Source organism: Marinobacter sp. 1_MG-2023, from assembly GCF_030549045.1.
Classification (GTDB): Bacteria; Pseudomonadota; Gammaproteobacteria; order Pseudomonadales; family Oleiphilaceae; genus Marinobacter.
This window is the reverse complement of the sequence record NZ_JAUOST010000011.1, coordinates 47920-63969: the sequence shown is the minus strand read 5'-3', so window position 1 is coordinate 63969 and position 16050 is coordinate 47920. Positions and strand designations below refer to the sequence as shown.

Below are 16050 nucleotides of genomic sequence, written 5' to 3'. Positions count from 1 at the left end.
TAATTATCAGAGCATTACATTGTGGTTTGATTGAATCACAAAGCAGGCCCTGTTGCCACGGATCAATCCTTGCGGCTGCTGCGCAGGTTATCGATGATCGATTCAAGCGCCCTGTCGAAGATAAGTCCGTCATCCAGCATTATTACGGCCCCCTTCGCCATGGCGGCTGCCAGTTCCTGACGACGATACTCGGCTACCTTCGCTCCACTGCGATTGACAAAGATGTATTTATCCGTGGCTTTTATAAAGGCTGCCAGCTTGCAACGGTGCCTCGTTTCGTCACGGGTGAGTTCAACCCAGGCACCAACACTGAGGCGGTCTGCCTTATTCAGCCATTCCGCAGGGATCACCTCTGCATCTTCCGGGGCGGGCGCTTCGTCGACAGGCTTCGAAAGCACAGGTGGCTCTGCCTCAACCACGGTTGATTCAACCAGTGGAGTTTCTGGTTCGGGATTTTCCTCGCGTAGAATTTTCGCTTCAGCTAGAGGCTTGTCTTCAACCACTGCGGGATCAGGCTGGGATGGCGCAGTAGCCAGACGCTGAAACACGTCGACGTGTGCAAGCTCCAGATCCCGAACGGCGGTATCGGTTGCAAACGGATCCCAGGAAATTTCCTGAAGAGCCATGCGAAAATCGTCGACAATGGCCGGAATAGCCCTTAGAAGCTCGCTTCGGGTTGAGTCTTCAACCGGCTGAGGGTCAACACTCCAGACAATATGAGCAGTCAGTTCACGTGCATCCGCCCAGCGTTCACCAGATTCACCTTCACGCAACAAGACCCATTGGAGGTACTTTTTCCAGGCTTCATTCAGCATCTGGACAACAGGCTCTGGAACGTCTCTTCCGATAGTGAGCTCATTCACCAATGATGCCGAAACCTGACAGGCTCGCTCCTGGCGTGCCCGACCCTCTTCGGCATCGCGCAGGCGCTGCTCTACCAGCTCCCTACGGCGACGATCAAGATCTGTAAAGTGACTAAAATCCTTCAGAAGTTCGTCAAAAAGCGAGACATTATTTGTAAATTCGCTCAGTACCCGATCAACCACCGACTCTATTTTCTCACGCAGCGGGTCGCGCTGACCGGCACGCTTCTCGCTCCAGCCAATGGCTGACAAAGCCAATTCGTTGAGCAGTTTGCGAACTGGGTGACCACCCCGGTTAAAGAAGTTTTTGTCACTCAATGCAACCTTCAGAACCGGTATTTGCAGCCGCCCGATCAGCGCCTTCATCACTGGGTGCAACTGGCGGTCTTCTAGAATAAAGTCGAAGAGCATAGAGACCAGGTTGATAACATCATTATCAACCTGGCCGACGCTGGCTTCCTGCCCATTATCGGCCTGAAGAATGGACTTTAGCTGATGGTCAAGAGAGATGGCTTCATTACCCTCCCACTGGCCACAGGAGGCCTGCGCCTCGCTGAGACGAGCCATCAGCCTTTCGGTATCAAGATAGACTTCCCCTTCGGCACCCGAATCGACCGTGCCATGGGAGTTGCCTCTCTGGTGCAGAAGTGCGCTCAATTCGGAAAATGTTGCATGGGAAACACCCCCCTGTATCTGATCATAACCACTGTTCTGGAGATTGCTCGGCTCTTCCGTTGGCCCATGCGGAACGGAGCTTGCAGGTACCGGTGCGGAGGCTGACGGTCTTGCGCCAGTGGTACCCGCCGCAGGGCGCACCGGTGGCCGTTTGACGTCTGGCAATATACCTTCCGAAACCAGTGTGCGATTGGCCTCCTGATAAAAATCACCGAGCGTGTCTGCCAACAAGCGGTCAAACAGTTTAAGCACAACCAGTTTTGCGCGGATATCGATGTCAAGATCAGCACAGGCCTCCGCGAGGCCACCGCAGATAACTTCCGGGCTGAGAGGCATCTGGTTATCAGCCAACTCTACCTTGGGAACCAGGTGATTAATCCGCAAGGACAAAAGTTGAATCGGGCTCTGGTAACGATTACGAAGCTTATTGATGAGGTTATCAATAGCCACCTGCTGCTCTAGGTCTGAATGCTCAACAAGGCTCAGTGAATCCTGGTCAACTTCATCCAGAGCCCCGCCGGATTGCCGGGGCCGGAACTTGCCAATATCATTGAAAGCCTGGCTAACGTATTGCAGCACCGAGACAGCCATGGCCTTACGCCGCAACCTGAGCTCGCGCATGGCATCAAAATAGACAGTCTGATCTTTGTTGGAGCCCGCACGGTCTGCGAGCTCAAACAGAGCATCGTCAGCACGCTCGAAAAAGCGCCCAAGCACACCTTTCAGAGACTGACCTGAGGTATCACGCAGACGAACAAGGGCCGGCGGCAGATCAAACCGCGAAAACGGCCTCTCTCCAGAAAGACTGACAACCTTGTTACCCAGCTTCATTGAACAACTCCGAACCAGAACGAGTGAAGCGCCTGGCCATAGGTTTTAAACAACTCTAATAACACATCATACGAGTAAGCCGCGTCACCTTCTGTCAGAAATTGTCACCTTTTGTGTAGACCGGACTCAAGTCACAATTCCTTTAGAATTTGGCGAAATCACTGGCGGACTATAGAATCGTGGCCCCGGAATATTACAGAACCCTTTAGCCCCTGACACAAGCGGATGCAATACCATGAACTTCACTGAACGCCTATGCCAGTCACGAATCGAGACGGTCGCTTTGAGCTTGCGCGAGGATATTGGCGAGGGCGACATAACGGCTCAGCTCATCCCGATGACGAAACAGGCGTCCGGGCGCGTCATTACGCGGGAGCAGGCAACCATAGCGGGGAGTGAGTGGGTTAACGAAGTATTCCGTCAGGTGGATCGATCAGTATCTCTTGAATGGCTGGTTCAGGATGGCCAGTCCGTTTCTCCGGGCCAGGTTCTGTTCCGCATGCAAGGAACCGCAAGAAGCCTGCTAACGGCGGAACGAGCTGCGCTGAACTGGCTGCAGACCCTTTCGGGAGTTGCAACGAACTGTGCTGGATATGCGGCGCGTGTTTCTCACACGGGCGTACGCCTGCTCGACACCCGTAAAACCCTGCCCGGATTGCGGCTTGCCCAGAAGTACGCTGTCACCTGCGGCGGCTGTCACAACCATCGAATGGGCCTGTGGGACGCCTTCCTCATCAAGGAGAATCACATAGCCGCATGCGGATCCATAGCTGCCGCTATCGCGGAAGCCCACCGGATTGCTCCGGGCAAACCAGTGGAAGTGGAAACCGAAAACATGGCAGAACTGGAGCAGGCGCTCAGTGCCGGCGCAGACATCATCATGCTTGACGAGTTTTCCATGGATGACTTGCACGCGGCAGTTGCACTGAACGAAGGACAGGCGAAACTGGAAGCTTCCGGAGGCATCTACGCAGATACGCTCGTCCCCATCGCAGAAACCGGTGTCGACTATATTTCAATTGGCGCACTGACCAAAGACGTCAGAGCCGTAGATCTCTCCATGCGCCTTGACTGATTCACTCCGCTGACAGCAAGCGGTCAAACGCTTCAAGCTCCCGGATAAGGCCTTGGCCGGATTCGGGGCGACCGCGAAAATACTCTTCCGCCATGGGTGCAATGCCGGAAACCGACGGCAAGGGGTGAGAATTTTCAATAATCAGTTTCATACGCTCCAGAAACACAAACTGGAGCCACTGGGTAAACACCAATGTATCCAGGCAAAACGGCTCTGAACTCGCAAACGCATCCTCAGGCGGACGCTCCGCCTCCCACATTCCGAGCTGACGCAACGCCATCTCGATACCCAGAAGACTGTCAGCGACCTGCCCTGTTATGTCACCGGAATCTTTCATACAAACCTTTCTTAATCTGCCAGTGGCTCAAGTTCTATCGCTTCACCATGCAATACGCCATATAAGTCTTCAAACTGTTTGGTGAGCGGGTGTTTGGGCGCCATATGGATGAGTGGTTGGCGACACTGATGGGACTCTTTCATTTTTACTGAACTGGACAACCTCACTGGCAGTACCGGCAAACCTTCCTCTATCAGCTCTTTGACCAACTGCTTGGGCAGGCTGGCACGGGGTTGAAACTGATTCGCAACAATACCTTCTACAACCAGCTCATCATTATGATCTTCCTGCAGGTCACGGATTTCGTTGAGTATGTTGTAAAGCGCCTGGCGGGAAAAGTCATCACAGTCGAACGGTATCAGGCAACGCTGGGCCGCAATCAGCGCCGAGCGGGTGTAAAAGTTGAGCGCGGGAGCCGTATCAATGTAAATGGCATCGAAGGACTCGCCCAGTTTTTTCAGCGCCTCCCGGAGCTTGTAGATTTTATGCTTTGCTTCGAGCTTGCGCTCCAGAAAGTCCAGTTCCGGACTCGAAGGCATAACGAAAAGATTCTTGAACGGCGTTGCGTGTACGAATTCCTCGGGGCGCCGGTTGAATACCTTGAACGCAACCGTTTGCTCCAGCATATCTGCAACAGTGTCCTTGAGTTCACTGGCCTGTTTGCCCAGGAGATAATGCGTCGAGTTGCCCTGGGGATCCAGATCAACCACGAGCGTGCGTTTACCTCGGGCTGCGCTGATAGCGGCCAGGTTACAGGTAATACTGGACTTCCCTACTCCACCTTTCTGGTTGAATACTACCCGTCTCATGTCGTCTCTCCATTTGGCGCCTTATTCGGCGCCCGGTCGTTTATATGCTGTATCTGTGTTCTATGGCCACTACCACTGCATTACCGTTTTAACGAACGGAATGGTGAGGCGGCGCTGGGCCTGCAATGAATTTTCATCCAGGGTATCGAGAATACCCAGTAGCTCTCCAAGGCGCCTTGGTGCACGTCGCATGATAAAGCCTGCGACATCTTCCGTCATTGTCAGCCCACGTTGCTCAGCACGCGCCATGAGAATTTTCAGTCGGTCATCATCACGGTATATTCCAAGCTGAACAGTCAACCCGTGATGTAAGCGGGAAACCAGGTCCGGCAAGACAAAAGGCAAGGACCCGGGAACTTCTGACAGGCTTACTAACAGCATATGATTGCCATCGTGCAGCCTGTTGTACAGGTGAAACACGGCTTCTTCCCAATCTGCTTTCCCTGCCACCTTATCAAGATCATCAAGCGCCACAACATCCATGGCATCCAGCCCGCCAAGCGCTTCCGGCCCGAAGGGTTCAAGCTCGGCAATGCTGATACAGACAGCCGTTTTTCCCTCAGCCTCTGCATGATGGCAAGCTGCCTGAAGCAGGTGGCTTTTGCCGGTATCCGAATCACCACAGACAACAACCACCGGCAGACCAGCAGGCTCTCTGAACACCGACAATAAACGCAGTGACGCATCCCTGTTGCGATCACCATGGAAATTGTCAAAGCGTGCATCGTCCCGAAGCCTTACACCAAGGACCAGTTGGGAAGGATTCATGATTGCCGGGACCTCCATGCCCGCATACTCCAGACCAATACATAGTGAGACCCGCTGACAATAGCGGAGACCGCAACCAGCCAGACACCAACGTCCAGCCAAAACGGCTGCACTGGCAACCCCGCCAGAATAACAATGATGCCAAGAGCCACGAGAACCTGAACCAGCGTATTCAATTTGCCGGGTACGCTAGGTTCCATATCAAAACGGCCGATACAGTAGTGGTACAGGAGAGCGCCCCCGACAATCAGAAGGTCCCTGCCGAGCACCAGGGTAAACAGCCATAGTGGAAGCACGGAGGTGTAGGTAAGAACCAGATACGCCGTAATCAGTAGAGCTTTGTCCGCCAGCGGGTCTGCCACAGCACCAAACCGTGATCGCCAGTTGAAGCGTCGTGCCAGAAAACCATCCAGGCCATCCGTAATCGACGCGACGGCGAAGATCATCAATGCGATACGGTATTCCTGCACGAACAACGCCCTGGCGAAAGGTGCGATCATCAGAATGCGCACGAACGTCAGAACGTTAGGAATCCACCGCCAGCCATATGAGTTCACCGAACCCCCTCCGGTAATGGCTTACTGCCCGCCATCATTCCCGATAACCGGCACAGGCTGCCAGCGGTAATAAAGAAGCTGGTAAAGCGATTCAAACGCCTGCTCTGCCTCTTCTTCATCCACCGGAGACGGTTGGTAGGTAAATTCAGGCTGACCGGATGAGTCAGTTCCCGCCTCGACTTCCGGCGCACCCTCTTGCTGGCCAGGCGCGACCTCCACCTGAGCTGGTTTCGTCGAAGCATCAGAGGCTTGCGCACGGGCTGGACGAGCATTCTGCGGCTCACCCTCGACCGGCACAAAACGGGAGTCCAGCGCAATGTACTCTTTGAGCTGATCCAGCTCACCGGAAAACGCGACTCTGAGCGTTAGTTGCTCGCCTTTAACCCGCGACGCACCAACACTTACAACGGGAGTCAGCCCCTCAAGCACCTTGCTGGCGTTTCCGTAGTCAGCAACCGACGTTACGCCGCGTAAAACAATATCAACCCGCGGCAAGTCTCCAACTTCACCGGCAGCAACCGCATAACGATCGGCATACAGCTCCGCCCAGCGATTTACCAGCGCCTCTGCCAGGGCTTCCCGGCTAGCAGCACTGACCGATTCCTCACTACCATTAAGGCTTGCCCCCTCAAATACCCAACCGGCACGCCATTGCCCCCCAGAGCGGCTCACTCGGACCAGCGCGAGTACATCATGTTCAACACCTTCTGAAGCATTACGCACTCGACCTGTGAACTGCCCCCAGATATCGGAAAGCAACTCGCGGTTGCCACTGAACTCTTCTGGCGGCAGTGTTACAGGCAAGCCCCGCTCCCGGGCAGCACGGGCGAATGCCGCTGACCATATGCCACTTTCACCCTGATCCGCCTGGCCGCTGCCATTACCTGTAACCAGCTGGCGAACGCCGCGATCTTCCACTGCCACCCACGCAAGAGTCAGAGGGCGATTTGCACCCCAGACCGGCGCATCAACGGATGCCAGAGCCCGGTTCACGCCTACAGCGCCGAAGGCCATGCTGAGCCGGCTATTGCCATTCGCGCCGCGAAGCACTTGATAGGACAGCAGCAAGGATTCCGCGTCTTCGAGCAGAGCCTGCACTCCGTCCAGCGCAAGCACCTCACGGGTGCCCGAAATCCGCACAAAGACCCGAGCCAGTCCATCGGAATACCCCTTGGCCAGCTCACGCGGCCCGGAGCCGGCTACCGGAACTTCAACCGAATAAAGGCCGGACACTGTCACAGCAGTTGCGGGAGCCGGCACGAAGGCCAACATGAACGCACAAAAAACGGCAAGCCATACGGCTGGCGTCGGCTTAACAACCGAGATCTGGTCTGGTACTGGCATGAAACACCCTGCAGTTCGCGTTAATGGCGAACAGGATACACCATGCCCCGGAGCCTTAGTAGCCGGCCCAGGTTTCAGAAATGCAATCTTGACCGCCTGAGGGAGCACTACCACACGAATCAGCAGCCGCTCACGGCGATTGCACTTGGAGCCCTACACCGCACCTGCTAAAATCCGCCGCCTGACCCACTGGCCAACGGTTAAGAACACCATGAGCGAACAAAAGCCTTCCCTGACCTACCGCGATGCCGGCGTCGATATTGATGCCGGTAATGAACTTGTCAGCCGTATCAAGGAAACCGCCGCACGCACGCGACGCCCCGAGGTTCTGGGAGGTCTTGGCGGTTTCGGCGCCATGGTGGCCATTCCGGCTGAATACAAGGAACCTGTTCTTATATCGGGCACCGATGGCGTCGGCACCAAGCTACGGTTGGCAATGCAGCTTGGCAAGCATGACAGCATTGGTATCGATCTCGTGGCCATGTGCGTTAACGACCTTATTGTCGGCGGCGCCGAACCTTTGTTCTTTCTCGACTACTACGCCACTGGCAAACTCAATGTAGATATAGCCGCGAACGTGGTTGCAGGTATTGGTCAGGGCTGCGAGCAGGCTGGCTGTTCATTGGTAGGTGGTGAAACCGCAGAAATGCCCGGTATGTATGAAGGTGACGACTACGATCTGGCCGGTTTCTGTGTTGGCATTGCAGAACGCAGTGAAATCATCGATGGCAACAAGGTGCAAGCCGGCGACGCCCTGCTGGCCATTGAATCTTCTGGGCCCCACTCGAACGGCTACTCGCTGATCCGTAAAATCCTCGAAGTAAGCAAAGCCGATCTCGAGCAGCCTGTTGGTGACTCTACCCTGGCAAATGCCCTGATGGCACCCACCCGCATCTATGTGAAAAACCTGCTGCAACTGATCCGTGAAGTTGATGTGCGCGCACTCTCTCACATTACCGGTGGTGGTTTGCCGGAGAACATTCCCAGAGTCCTTCCGAAAGGCATGGTAGCTGCCATAGACACCGATAGCTGGGACCTGCCCCCGGTATTTCAGTGGCTGAAGGACGCGGGTGGTGTAGCCAGTGAGGAAATGTACCGCACATTTAACTGTGGTATTGGCATGATCGTTTGTGTACCAGAGGATCAGAAAGATCTCGCTCTGGATACTCTTAAGGCGCTCGGTGAAAAAGCCTGGCAGGTGGGCCAGATTGAAAGAGCGGACGATTCCGGAAAAGATGCAGTCGTGCGTTACGCACCGGGGCTGCTCTCAGCATGAAGGCCGATCAACCGACTCTTCCCCGAATTCTGGTTCTGGCCTCAGGTAGCGGAACCAATTTTCAGGCGCTAATCGACGCTAGCCGGGAACGGGATTTTCCCGGCCAGATCATTGCTTTAGGCTGCAACCAACCCAAAGCTTTTGCACTGGAACGCGCTGGCCAGGCCAACATCGAGACGTTTGTCGTTAACCACAACAATTTCGGCTCCCGCGAAGAGTTCGATGCAGCGCTCATGGCCCACATCCTTCGCCACAACCCGGATCTGATCGTACTTGCCGGGTTCATGAGAATCCTGACAACCGATTTCGTTCGGGCGTTTCGTGGCAAACTGGTGAACATCCATCCGTCGTTACTGCCAAAATACACAGGGCTGAACACTCACCAGAGAGCCCTGGATTCAGGCGACCGCACTCATGGGGTTTCTATCCACTTCGTTACCGAAGAACTCGACGGGGGGCCGGTAATAGCTCAGGCCGAGGTGGCGGTGTCACCCGAGGATACGGCAGAAACCCTCGCTGAAAAAGTTCAGGCCAAAGAGCATTTGCTATACCCGATTGTGGTGCGCTGGTTCTGTGAAGGCAGGATTCAGCTGGGCGGAGAACAGGTAATGTTCGATGGTCAGGCTTTGGCGGCGCCAATGCGACTCCCGGACAATTAAGCGCCTTACCAGACTGTCACCCCGTAATGCCCGCTGAGCCGCTAGACTTTCAGCATTCATGAAGGATTGGAGGTCAACCAGATGTATTCAGCACGACAGACGATGCCCGCCCCCGCAAAAGGCCGGATGATATTTCTGCCGCTTTTGGCCATGATCGCACTGCTCATGGGCACGGCCGCAAAAGCCGAAACGAGCCCGGGCTTGTTTCCATTTGAGGTGAGCTTTGATGCTGAACTGGATAAAGGCCTGTCCCTCAATGGCACCGCCAAACGCATCCTGACCTCCCAAGGCAATGAGGTCTGGCTATATCGTACGGACGTGAATTCGTTCATTGCTGATATTGATGAATCTCTGATCTTCAAATGGGAAAACGGCCAGGTCATTCCACTCAGATACCGCTATCGCCTGTCGGGATTCCTTATTAAAGACAGAGAACAGTCCATCGATTTTGATTGGAAAAGTGGAATCGCCACAGGGGAGTACCGTGAAAAGCCTTTCCGGATCGAGTTGGCAGAAGGCAACCTCGACCCTCTTGGCTTCCAGCTCCAGTTACATCAGGACATCCGGAGCGGCGAGCGGGAAATGGAATACCAGGTTGTGGACCGCGGCAGGGTTGATAGCGAGCGCTTTTCGGTGGTGAGTGATGACGCCAGCCGCACGGATGGCAACCAGTCCTCTTACCTTAAAGCCGAAAAAATTCGTGAAAATTCCCAGCGGGAAACGCTGATGTGGTTCGACCCGGACAATAGATACCTTCTGGTTCGCCTGCTTCAGGTCGAACCCGATGGCAGTCGTTACGAGCTCAAGCTCAAGGACGTGGATCTGGGAGATTAAACCTCCCGATCCGCTTCTGCCCAAACAGCCTTTACCTCATCCGCAATAATTCGCAGCCCCTGCGCCACACGCTCATCATCCTGCGAATAGGTTACGCGCAGACATTCGTGGCGATGCCGCCAATCATCGTTTTCCGGTAGCCCCGGGAAGAAATAATGGCCCGACACCACCAGCACACCCCGGGCTTTTAACCGCTGGTAAAGCTCAAGACTGGTAATGGGCAAATCGGGGAACCATAGCCACAGAAACATCGCGCCTTCCGGCTTATGAACGTACCAGCGGCAGCTGTCCTCACCCATAGCCTCACGGAAGGCTGATACAGCAAGCTCCATTTTTCTCTTGTAAAACGGACAGACCACATCCCTGCTCAACGACAGGATCTCGCCAGAACGCACCAGCGGCTCGGCGAGCATGGCTCCGAAGCTTCCTGTTGCCAGGTTCATAATCGCGTTAATGCCCGACAAGGCTTTGATCACCGGCTCGGCAGCAATCACTATGCCTATTCGAGCTGCCGGCAAGCCAAGCTTGGAAAGGCTCAGGCACAGGATAATCTGATCATTCCAGGTGGGTTTGGCATCCACGAACAACAAGCTCGGGAAAGGCGTGCCATAGGCCCCGTCGACGATCAGCGGCACATCATGCTGGCGCGCCATCTGTTCCAGCCGGGCCATTTCCTCATCGGTAACCACGTTGCCGGTCGGGTTGGTCGGCCGGGACACGCAAATGGCACCGGTCTCTCCAGTCACTTCTACCGCATCAAAATCCACTCGATACTTGAATTCGTGGGCGTCGGTGAACGAAATATCCGGCTGCACAGCATAAAACAGACCCGGCTCGATACCGGCATCTGCATAGCCGATATACTCAGGTGCCAGTGGCAACAATATGTGCTTGCGCTGGCCTTCACCGTAATCGCCACCGAACATGTTAAACAACATGAAGAACGCCGCCTGGCTGCCATTGGTGAGCGCAATATTACCGGGCTTAAGATCCCAGCCGTATTCGCGGCTTAGCAGCTCTGCAAGGGAAGCAATGAACTGCTTTTCGCCTTGAGGGGGATCGTAAATACCAACCAACCGGCGAACGTCGCTTTCACTCTGGCTCATGTCAGCGAGAATTTGCTGTACCCGTTTCTGTATCTCAGGGATGTGTCCAGGGTTGCCGCCGCCCATCATGATCATGTCGTCGCCAGACGCCATTGCGTTGCCCAGGTCATCCATTAACGAGGTTATACCAGCGTCCGCGGTAAATTTGCGACCAAAAGTAGAAAGCTTCATTGGGTTTTGTCCGTGTGATCAATGGGGCTTCAATCCCCCAGCGAGATACCTAGATTGCTGACGCCTTCGTTTGCGGCGTCTTCCCGGAGCTCGGTGATAAAAAGTTCCAGTGGCGTGCGTTGGCGCTTGAGGGCCAGCACCAGGTCGCGTTGGAAGGTTTTGTCTTCTTTCATCAGCGGATGAGAATCCAGCAAGCGCACTAGCTCGTCTTCTTCGAGCCCTTCACCTTCAGACAATTCTATAAAGCTCATAACGGTGGCGGTCGCCAGCTGCGATGCTTCTGTGGCCCGGTGTTTCGATGGGTTCAGACGATTCAGCAGTGCCTGCTCCAGCAACTGGCAAAAATCAAACGCCGGGTAAACACCATAAGCGTCATAAGCTTCGACATCCGGAGACAGAGTTTCGAGTTTCGCCAGCAGTTGCGGGATAGCTGTTTCTGTTACATCTTCCTGGAGCGTGCCCCAGGCAAGATCCAGAATCTGATGCATTTTGCCGCCGGTTTTCAGACCAACCGCTTCGGCAAACAGCGCATAATTCGGGAATGAACGCTCGGCAAGAGCCAGCAGGAAGGCGCATTCACGCCATCCCTGCAGTTGTGAAACAGCTTTGAGAAACTGGTTGGCGTTCATGTTTTTGGAAGGGTCACGCCGGTCTGGCCAAAATATTTACCGCCCCGGTCTTTGTAGCTTGTTTCACAAACTTCGTCAGACTCGAAGAATAGCATCTGGGCGATGCCTTCATTCGCGTAAATTTTAGCCGGCAGGTTGGTGGTGTTGGAAAACTCGAGGGTTACGTGGCCTTCCCACTCTGGCTCCAGCGGGGTCACATTTACAATGATGCCGCAGCGTGCGTAGGTGGACTTACCCAGGCATACGGTGAGAACGCTGCGGGGGATGCGAAAGTACTCGACGGTACGTGCAAGTGCAAAAGAGTTCGGCGGGATGATGCAGACGTCGCCGGTGAAGTCCACGAAGCTTTTTTCGTCGAAGTTTTTAGGGTCAACGGTGACGGAGTGTACGTTGGTGAAGATTTTGAATTCGTTGCTGCAGCGTACGTCGTAGCCGTAACTGGAAGTGCCGTAGGAGATAATCCGGCCTTTTTCAGTTTCACGAACCTGACCGCTTTCGAAGGGTTCGATCATGCGGTGCTCTTCAGACATCCGGCGAATCCACTTATCGGCTTTGATGCTCATGGCGAAGTCTCGTATCCACTGGGAAAATTGGGGCGTAGTTTACCTGTTCGGTCGGGTTCTGTCGAAGCTCTTGATTGCCTGACTTCGGTGGCTGCGGCCACAGGAAAGGCGCTCCAAAAACCGCTACGAGCATATCCATGTGCGCTTGTCTCCGGCCGTCCTTGGCCTACGACATTTTCGGAGCGCCTTTCCTGCGCCCGCGAACGCGCCTGGGTGCTGACAGCCACGCAAATCAGCTCTGAATTAATGCGACTTCACGGACACGCTAGAGATTGCGCCACTGAGGTTGCGCTCCCTTGTCGAAAGCTCTGCACCAACCCGGCGAGCGATATCGCGGTAGCGCAGCGCTACTTCCGACTCCGGCTCTGCCACTACCGTGGGTTTACCGCCATCGGTCTGCTCCCGGATAGTCATGTGCAGGGGCAATTGGCCGAGCAATGTTGTTTCATATTCGTCGGCAATTCGCTCGCCACCGCCGTCACCAAACAGATGTTCTTCATGGCCGCAGTTACTGCAGATGTGGACGCTCATGTTTTCCACAACGCCAAGCACGGGAATTTCGACTTTGCGGAACATTTCGATGCCGCGTTTGCCGTCAAGCAAGGCAATATCTTGAGGGGTAGTGACGATTACGGCGCCGGTGACAGGGACTTTCTGGGCCAGGGTAAGCTGGATGTCGCCGGTGCCCGGAGGCATATCAACGATAAGGTAGTCGAGTTCATCCCACAGTGTTTGCTGTAACAATTGCATCACCGCGCCGCTGACCATGGGACCGCGCCAGACCATGGGGGTTTTGTCGGTAGTCACGAAGGCCATGGACATGGCCTGAAGGCCGTGGGCCTCCATGGGCAGGAAGTATTTTTCTTCCCGCACACCCGGGCGTTTGTTTTCGGGCACGCCGAGCATCATGCCAATGCTGGGGCCATAGATGTCGGCATCGAGTACACCTACCCGCGCGCCTTCTGCCTCCAGCGCCAGGGCGAGATTGACGGCGGTGGTGGATTTGCCCACGCCGCCTTTGCCGGAGGCGACGGCTATGATGTTTTTGACACCGGGAACGGACGGAAGGTCTTTCTGAACTTTATAAGAATGGATCTTTTGGGCCACATGTACGTCGGCACTTTCGACGCCGTCAACGCTTTCGAGCGCATTGGCAACCAGTTGTTTCAGGCCGCCTGCAATGCCTTTTGACGGATAAGGCAACTCGATCATCAGGGTCACATGGCCTGCTTCGTCGGCCGCCAGCGATTTAACGGCACCAAGGTCGTATAGATCCTTTTGCAGGTACGGATCTCGGTATTCACGAACGGCCGCCTGCAGCGCCTGCTCTGAAATCTGTGTCATCTGGCTCTCCGGAATAAGTTCATGCGGGTTTTCAGCATGAAAACAGGTGTTTCGGGTGAAAATTATTTGCTTGAAAGGTATCATCTGTGCCCGTTTCTGACCATACAACCCTTATCCGATGAAAGGTTTGGACACACCATGACGCAAGCGAGTTCAAAGCAACAGCGCGATATTCTGGTTACCAGCGCACTGCCCTACGCCAATGGCCCCATTCACCTGGGTCATCTGCTGGAATACATCCAGACTGATATCTGGGTGCGCTATCAGAATATGCGAGGCCACACTTGCTACTACGTTTGCGCAGATGACGCCCACGGCACTGCCATCATGCTTCGTGCCGAGCGGGAGGGCATTACGCCCGAGCAGCTAATCGACCGGATCCGTGAGGAGCACCAGCAGGATTTCAGCGGCTTTCACATCCGTTTTGATAACTACTACACCACCCATTCGGAAGAGAATCGCTATTTTTCCGAATACATCTATCGGCAGTTGCAGAAGAACGGCAAGATCGCGACCCGTATGATCACTCAGTCCTTTGACCCCGAGAAAAACATGTTTCTTGCGGACCGGTTTATCAAAGGCACCTGCCCGAAATGCAAAGCAGACGATCAATATGGCGACAACTGCGAGGTCTGTGGTGCAACTTACACGCCTGCCGAGCTGATCAATCCGCGCTCTGCTGTTTCCGGCGCTACGCCGATCGAGAAGGAGTCGGAGCACTACTTCTTCAAACTGCCTGAGTTTACGGACTTCCTGACCAAGTGGACGCGCAGCGGTGCGCTACAGCCACAAGTAGCCAACAAACTGGCTGAGTGGCTCGACGCCGGCCTTCAGGAGTGGGACATCAGCCGTGATGCGCCCTATTTCGGCTTTGAAATCCCCGATGCGCCCGGTAAGTTCTTCTATGTGTGGCTGGACGCTCCCATTGGCTATCTGGCGAGCTTCAAAAACCTGTGTAACCGGGATGATATAGATTTCGAGCACTTCTGGAAGGTCGACTCCACCGCCGAGGTTTATCATTTTATCGGCAAGGACATCATTAACTTCCACGCTCTGTTCTGGCCAGCGATGCTGCATGACGCGGGCTTCCGCACGCCAACGGCCGTATGGGCCCACGGATTCGTGACGGTCAACGGCAAAAAGATGTCCAAGTCCCGGGGCACCTTCATTATGGCTCGGACCTATCTGGACCACCTGAACCCGGAATATCTGCGTTACTACTTTGCCGCCAAACTAACCGGTGGCGTGGACGACATGGACCTGAACCTGGAGGACTTTGCTGCCAGGGTTAATTCGGATTTGGTAGGCAAGGTGGTCAACATTGCCAGTCGTAGCGCGGGCTTCATTACCAAGCGCTTTGATGGAAAGCTTGGCGAAGTGACCGAACACGACAAACTGAAAGAGTTTATTGATGCCGGCACGGAACTTGAGTCTTTCTATGAGGCCCGGGAATTCGGCCGTGCAATGCGCCGCATCATGGAGTTGGCCGATATCGCCAATCAATATGTAAACGATGAACAGCCCTGGGTTATTGCCAAACAAGAAGGCCAGGATGAACAGTTGCAGGCCATCTGTACCAATGCCCTCAACATGTTCCACCTGTTGATGATTTACCTTGCTCCTGTGCTCCCAGAGACTGCCAGGGCCTCCGAAGACTTCCTGAACACGAAGCTGGACTGGAACGATCGCGGTGCAAGGCTGGAGAACCACAGCATCAACAAGTTCAAGCCGCTGATGAATCGTGTGGACATGGCGCAGATTGAAAAAATGCTGGATGCATCCAAAGAGGAAATGCCTGCAGCCACTGGAAAGCCCTCAGCCTCAGCGCCCGAAAAGAGCGAAGCGATTGCTGCCGAAATTGAATTTGATGATTTCGCGAAAGTGGATCTTCGAGTCGTTAAAATAGTCAAAGCAGAGCATGTTGAAGGCGCAGACAAGCTTCTCCGCCTGACCCTTGACCTGGGGCATGGCGAACGCAACGTGTTTGCTGGTATCAAGTCAGCCTACAACCCTGAGGATCTTGAAGGCCGTCTTACGGTGATGGTCGCCAACCTCAAACCCCGGAATATGAAGTTCGGCATGTCTGAGGGCATGGTTCTGGCGGCAGGCCCAGGCGGCAAGGATATCTTTATTCTCTCTCCGGATTCAGGCGCGACCCCTGGCATGCGGGTGATGTAAACATGGATCGAGGCGCCACGCCCCGATGGTG

Annotated in this window: 15 protein-coding genes; 5 read left to right on the top strand and 10 right to left on the bottom strand. The window is 54.7% G+C overall.

What is annotated here, in order from left to right; all coding sequences use genetic code 11:
• Positions 1 to 62: 62 nt before the first annotated feature.
• Positions 63 to 2369, bottom strand: coding sequence for a DUF1631 domain-containing protein (locus tag Q4606_RS18090; protein WP_303608350.1), 2307 nt, complete (start codon positions 2367 to 2369; stop codon positions 63 to 65).
• Between the two features lie 235 nt (positions 2370 to 2604).
• On the opposite strand from Q4606_RS18090, the gene nadC reads away from it, so the two are divergent.
• Positions 2605 to 3444, top strand: coding sequence for a carboxylating nicotinate-nucleotide diphosphorylase (gene nadC, locus Q4606_RS18085; RefSeq protein WP_303608349.1), 840 nt, complete (start codon positions 2605 to 2607; stop codon positions 3442 to 3444).
• 1 nt (position 3445) lies between these two features.
• On the opposite strand, the gene Q4606_RS18080 is transcribed toward nadC, so the two are convergent.
• From Q4606_RS18080 to Q4606_RS18060, 5 genes are all read right to left on the bottom strand, one after another.
• On the bottom strand, positions 3446 to 3781 hold the full coding sequence (locus tag Q4606_RS18080) for a YqcC family protein (protein WP_303597611.1): 336 nt from the start codon (positions 3779 to 3781) through the stop codon (positions 3446 to 3448).
• A gap of 11 nt (positions 3782 to 3792) precedes the next feature.
• Entirely contained in the window at positions 3793 to 4590 is a 798-nt protein-coding gene (locus tag Q4606_RS18075; RefSeq protein ID WP_303597610.1) for a ParA family protein, read from the bottom strand.
• 69 nt (positions 4591 to 4659) lie between these two features.
• Complete coding sequence (hda, locus tag Q4606_RS18070; RefSeq protein WP_303597609.1) at positions 4660 to 5358, bottom strand: DnaA regulatory inactivator Hda; 699 nt, start codon at positions 5356 to 5358, stop codon at positions 4660 to 4662.
• Positions 5355 to 5915, bottom strand: coding sequence for a CDP-alcohol phosphatidyltransferase family protein (locus Q4606_RS18065; RefSeq protein ID WP_303608348.1), 561 nt, complete (start codon positions 5913 to 5915; stop codon positions 5355 to 5357). Before Q4606_RS18065 ends, hda begins: the two co-directional genes overlap by 4 nt.
• 21 nt (positions 5916 to 5936) lie before the next feature.
• Positions 5937 to 7259 (bottom strand): DUF2066 domain-containing protein, encoded by a 1323-nt coding sequence (locus tag Q4606_RS18060; protein WP_303608347.1) that lies wholly within the window; start codon positions 7257 to 7259, stop codon positions 5937 to 5939.
• A gap of 211 nt (positions 7260 to 7470) precedes the next feature.
• Here Q4606_RS18060 and purM point away from each other — a divergent pair, with 211 nt between their 5' ends.
• The 3 genes from purM (at position 7471) to Q4606_RS18045 (ending at position 10028) form a co-directional block, all read left to right on the top strand.
• Entirely contained in the window at positions 7471 to 8535 is a 1065-nt protein-coding gene (purM, locus tag Q4606_RS18055; RefSeq protein WP_303608346.1) for a phosphoribosylformylglycinamidine cyclo-ligase, read from the top strand.
• The gene (purN, locus tag Q4606_RS18050; protein ID WP_303608345.1) at positions 8532 to 9194 is read left to right on the top strand and encodes a phosphoribosylglycinamide formyltransferase; all 663 of its coding nucleotides are present in this window, start codon (positions 8532 to 8534) and stop codon (positions 9192 to 9194) included. Before purM ends, purN begins: the two co-directional genes overlap by 4 nt.
• Before the next feature lie 81 nt (positions 9195 to 9275).
• Positions 9276 to 10028, top strand: a complete 753-nt coding sequence (locus tag Q4606_RS18045) for a DUF3108 domain-containing protein (RefSeq protein ID WP_303608344.1) — start codon at positions 9276 to 9278, stop codon at positions 10026 to 10028.
• On the opposite strand, the gene Q4606_RS18040 is transcribed toward Q4606_RS18045, so the two are convergent.
• The 4 genes from Q4606_RS18040 to apbC form a co-directional block, all read right to left on the bottom strand.
• Positions 10025 to 11305 carry a valine--pyruvate transaminase gene (locus tag Q4606_RS18040; RefSeq protein WP_303608343.1) on the bottom strand — a complete coding sequence of 427 codons (1281 nt, stop codon included), beginning with the start codon at positions 11303 to 11305 and terminating at the stop codon, positions 10025 to 10027. The two genes, Q4606_RS18045 and Q4606_RS18040, sit on opposite strands and share 4 nt — an antisense overlap.
• Positions 11306 to 11334: 29 nt before the next feature.
• A complete protein-coding gene (locus Q4606_RS18035; RefSeq protein WP_303597602.1) occupies positions 11335 to 11934 on the bottom strand; it encodes a YjaG family protein in 600 nt (199 codons plus the stop codon).
• On the bottom strand, positions 11931 to 12497 hold the full coding sequence (gene dcd / locus Q4606_RS18030) for a dCTP deaminase (protein ID WP_303597601.1): 567 nt from the start codon (positions 12495 to 12497) through the stop codon (positions 11931 to 11933). The genes Q4606_RS18035 and dcd overlap by 4 nt, the downstream gene beginning before the upstream one ends.
• Positions 12498 to 12740: 243 nt before the next feature.
• Entirely contained in the window at positions 12741 to 13841 is a 1101-nt protein-coding gene (gene apbC / locus Q4606_RS18025) for an iron-sulfur cluster carrier protein ApbC (protein ID WP_303608342.1), read from the bottom strand.
• A 138-nt stretch (positions 13842 to 13979) separates the two neighbouring features.
• On the opposite strand from apbC, the gene metG reads away from it, so the two are divergent.
• Positions 13980 to 16019, top strand: a complete 2040-nt coding sequence (gene metG / locus Q4606_RS18020; RefSeq protein ID WP_303608341.1) for a methionine--tRNA ligase — start codon at positions 13980 to 13982, stop codon at positions 16017 to 16019.
• Positions 16020 to 16050 lie beyond the last annotated feature (31 nt).

Coding starts and splice junctions, on each gene's coding strand:
- Q4606_RS18090 (WP_303608350.1), bottom strand. CDS start 2,369: ATGAAGCTGGGTAACAAGGTTGTCAGTCTTTCTGGAGAGAGGCCGTTT.
- nadC (WP_303608349.1), top strand. CDS start 2,605: ATGAACTTCACTGAACGCCTATGCCAGTCACGAATCGAGACGGTCGCT.
- Q4606_RS18080 (WP_303597611.1), bottom strand. CDS start 3,781: ATGAAAGATTCCGGTGACATAACAGGGCAGGTCGCTGACAGTCTTCTG.
- Q4606_RS18075 (WP_303597610.1), bottom strand. CDS start 4,590: ATGAGACGGGTAGTATTCAACCAGAAAGGTGGAGTAGGGAAGTCCAGT.
- hda (WP_303597609.1), bottom strand. CDS start 5,358: ATGAATCCTTCCCAACTGGTCCTTGGTGTAAGGCTTCGGGACGATGCA.
- Q4606_RS18060 (WP_303608347.1), bottom strand. CDS start 7,259: ATGCCAGTACCAGACCAGATCTCGGTTGTTAAGCCGACGCCAGCCGTA.
- purM (WP_303608346.1), top strand. CDS start 7,471: ATGAGCGAACAAAAGCCTTCCCTGACCTACCGCGATGCCGGCGTCGAT.
- purN (WP_303608345.1), top strand. CDS start 8,532: ATGAAGGCCGATCAACCGACTCTTCCCCGAATTCTGGTTCTGGCCTCA.
- Q4606_RS18045 (WP_303608344.1), top strand. CDS start 9,276: ATGTATTCAGCACGACAGACGATGCCCGCCCCCGCAAAAGGCCGGATG.
- Q4606_RS18040 (WP_303608343.1), bottom strand. CDS start 11,305: ATGAAGCTTTCTACTTTTGGTCGCAAATTTACCGCGGACGCTGGTATA.
- Q4606_RS18035 (WP_303597602.1), bottom strand. CDS start 11,934: ATGAACGCCAACCAGTTTCTCAAAGCTGTTTCACAACTGCAGGGATGG.
- dcd (WP_303597601.1), bottom strand. CDS start 12,497: ATGAGCATCAAAGCCGATAAGTGGATTCGCCGGATGTCTGAAGAGCAC.
- apbC (WP_303608342.1), bottom strand. CDS start 13,841: ATGACACAGATTTCAGAGCAGGCGCTGCAGGCGGCCGTTCGTGAATAC.
- metG (WP_303608341.1), top strand. CDS start 13,980: ATGACGCAAGCGAGTTCAAAGCAACAGCGCGATATTCTGGTTACCAGC.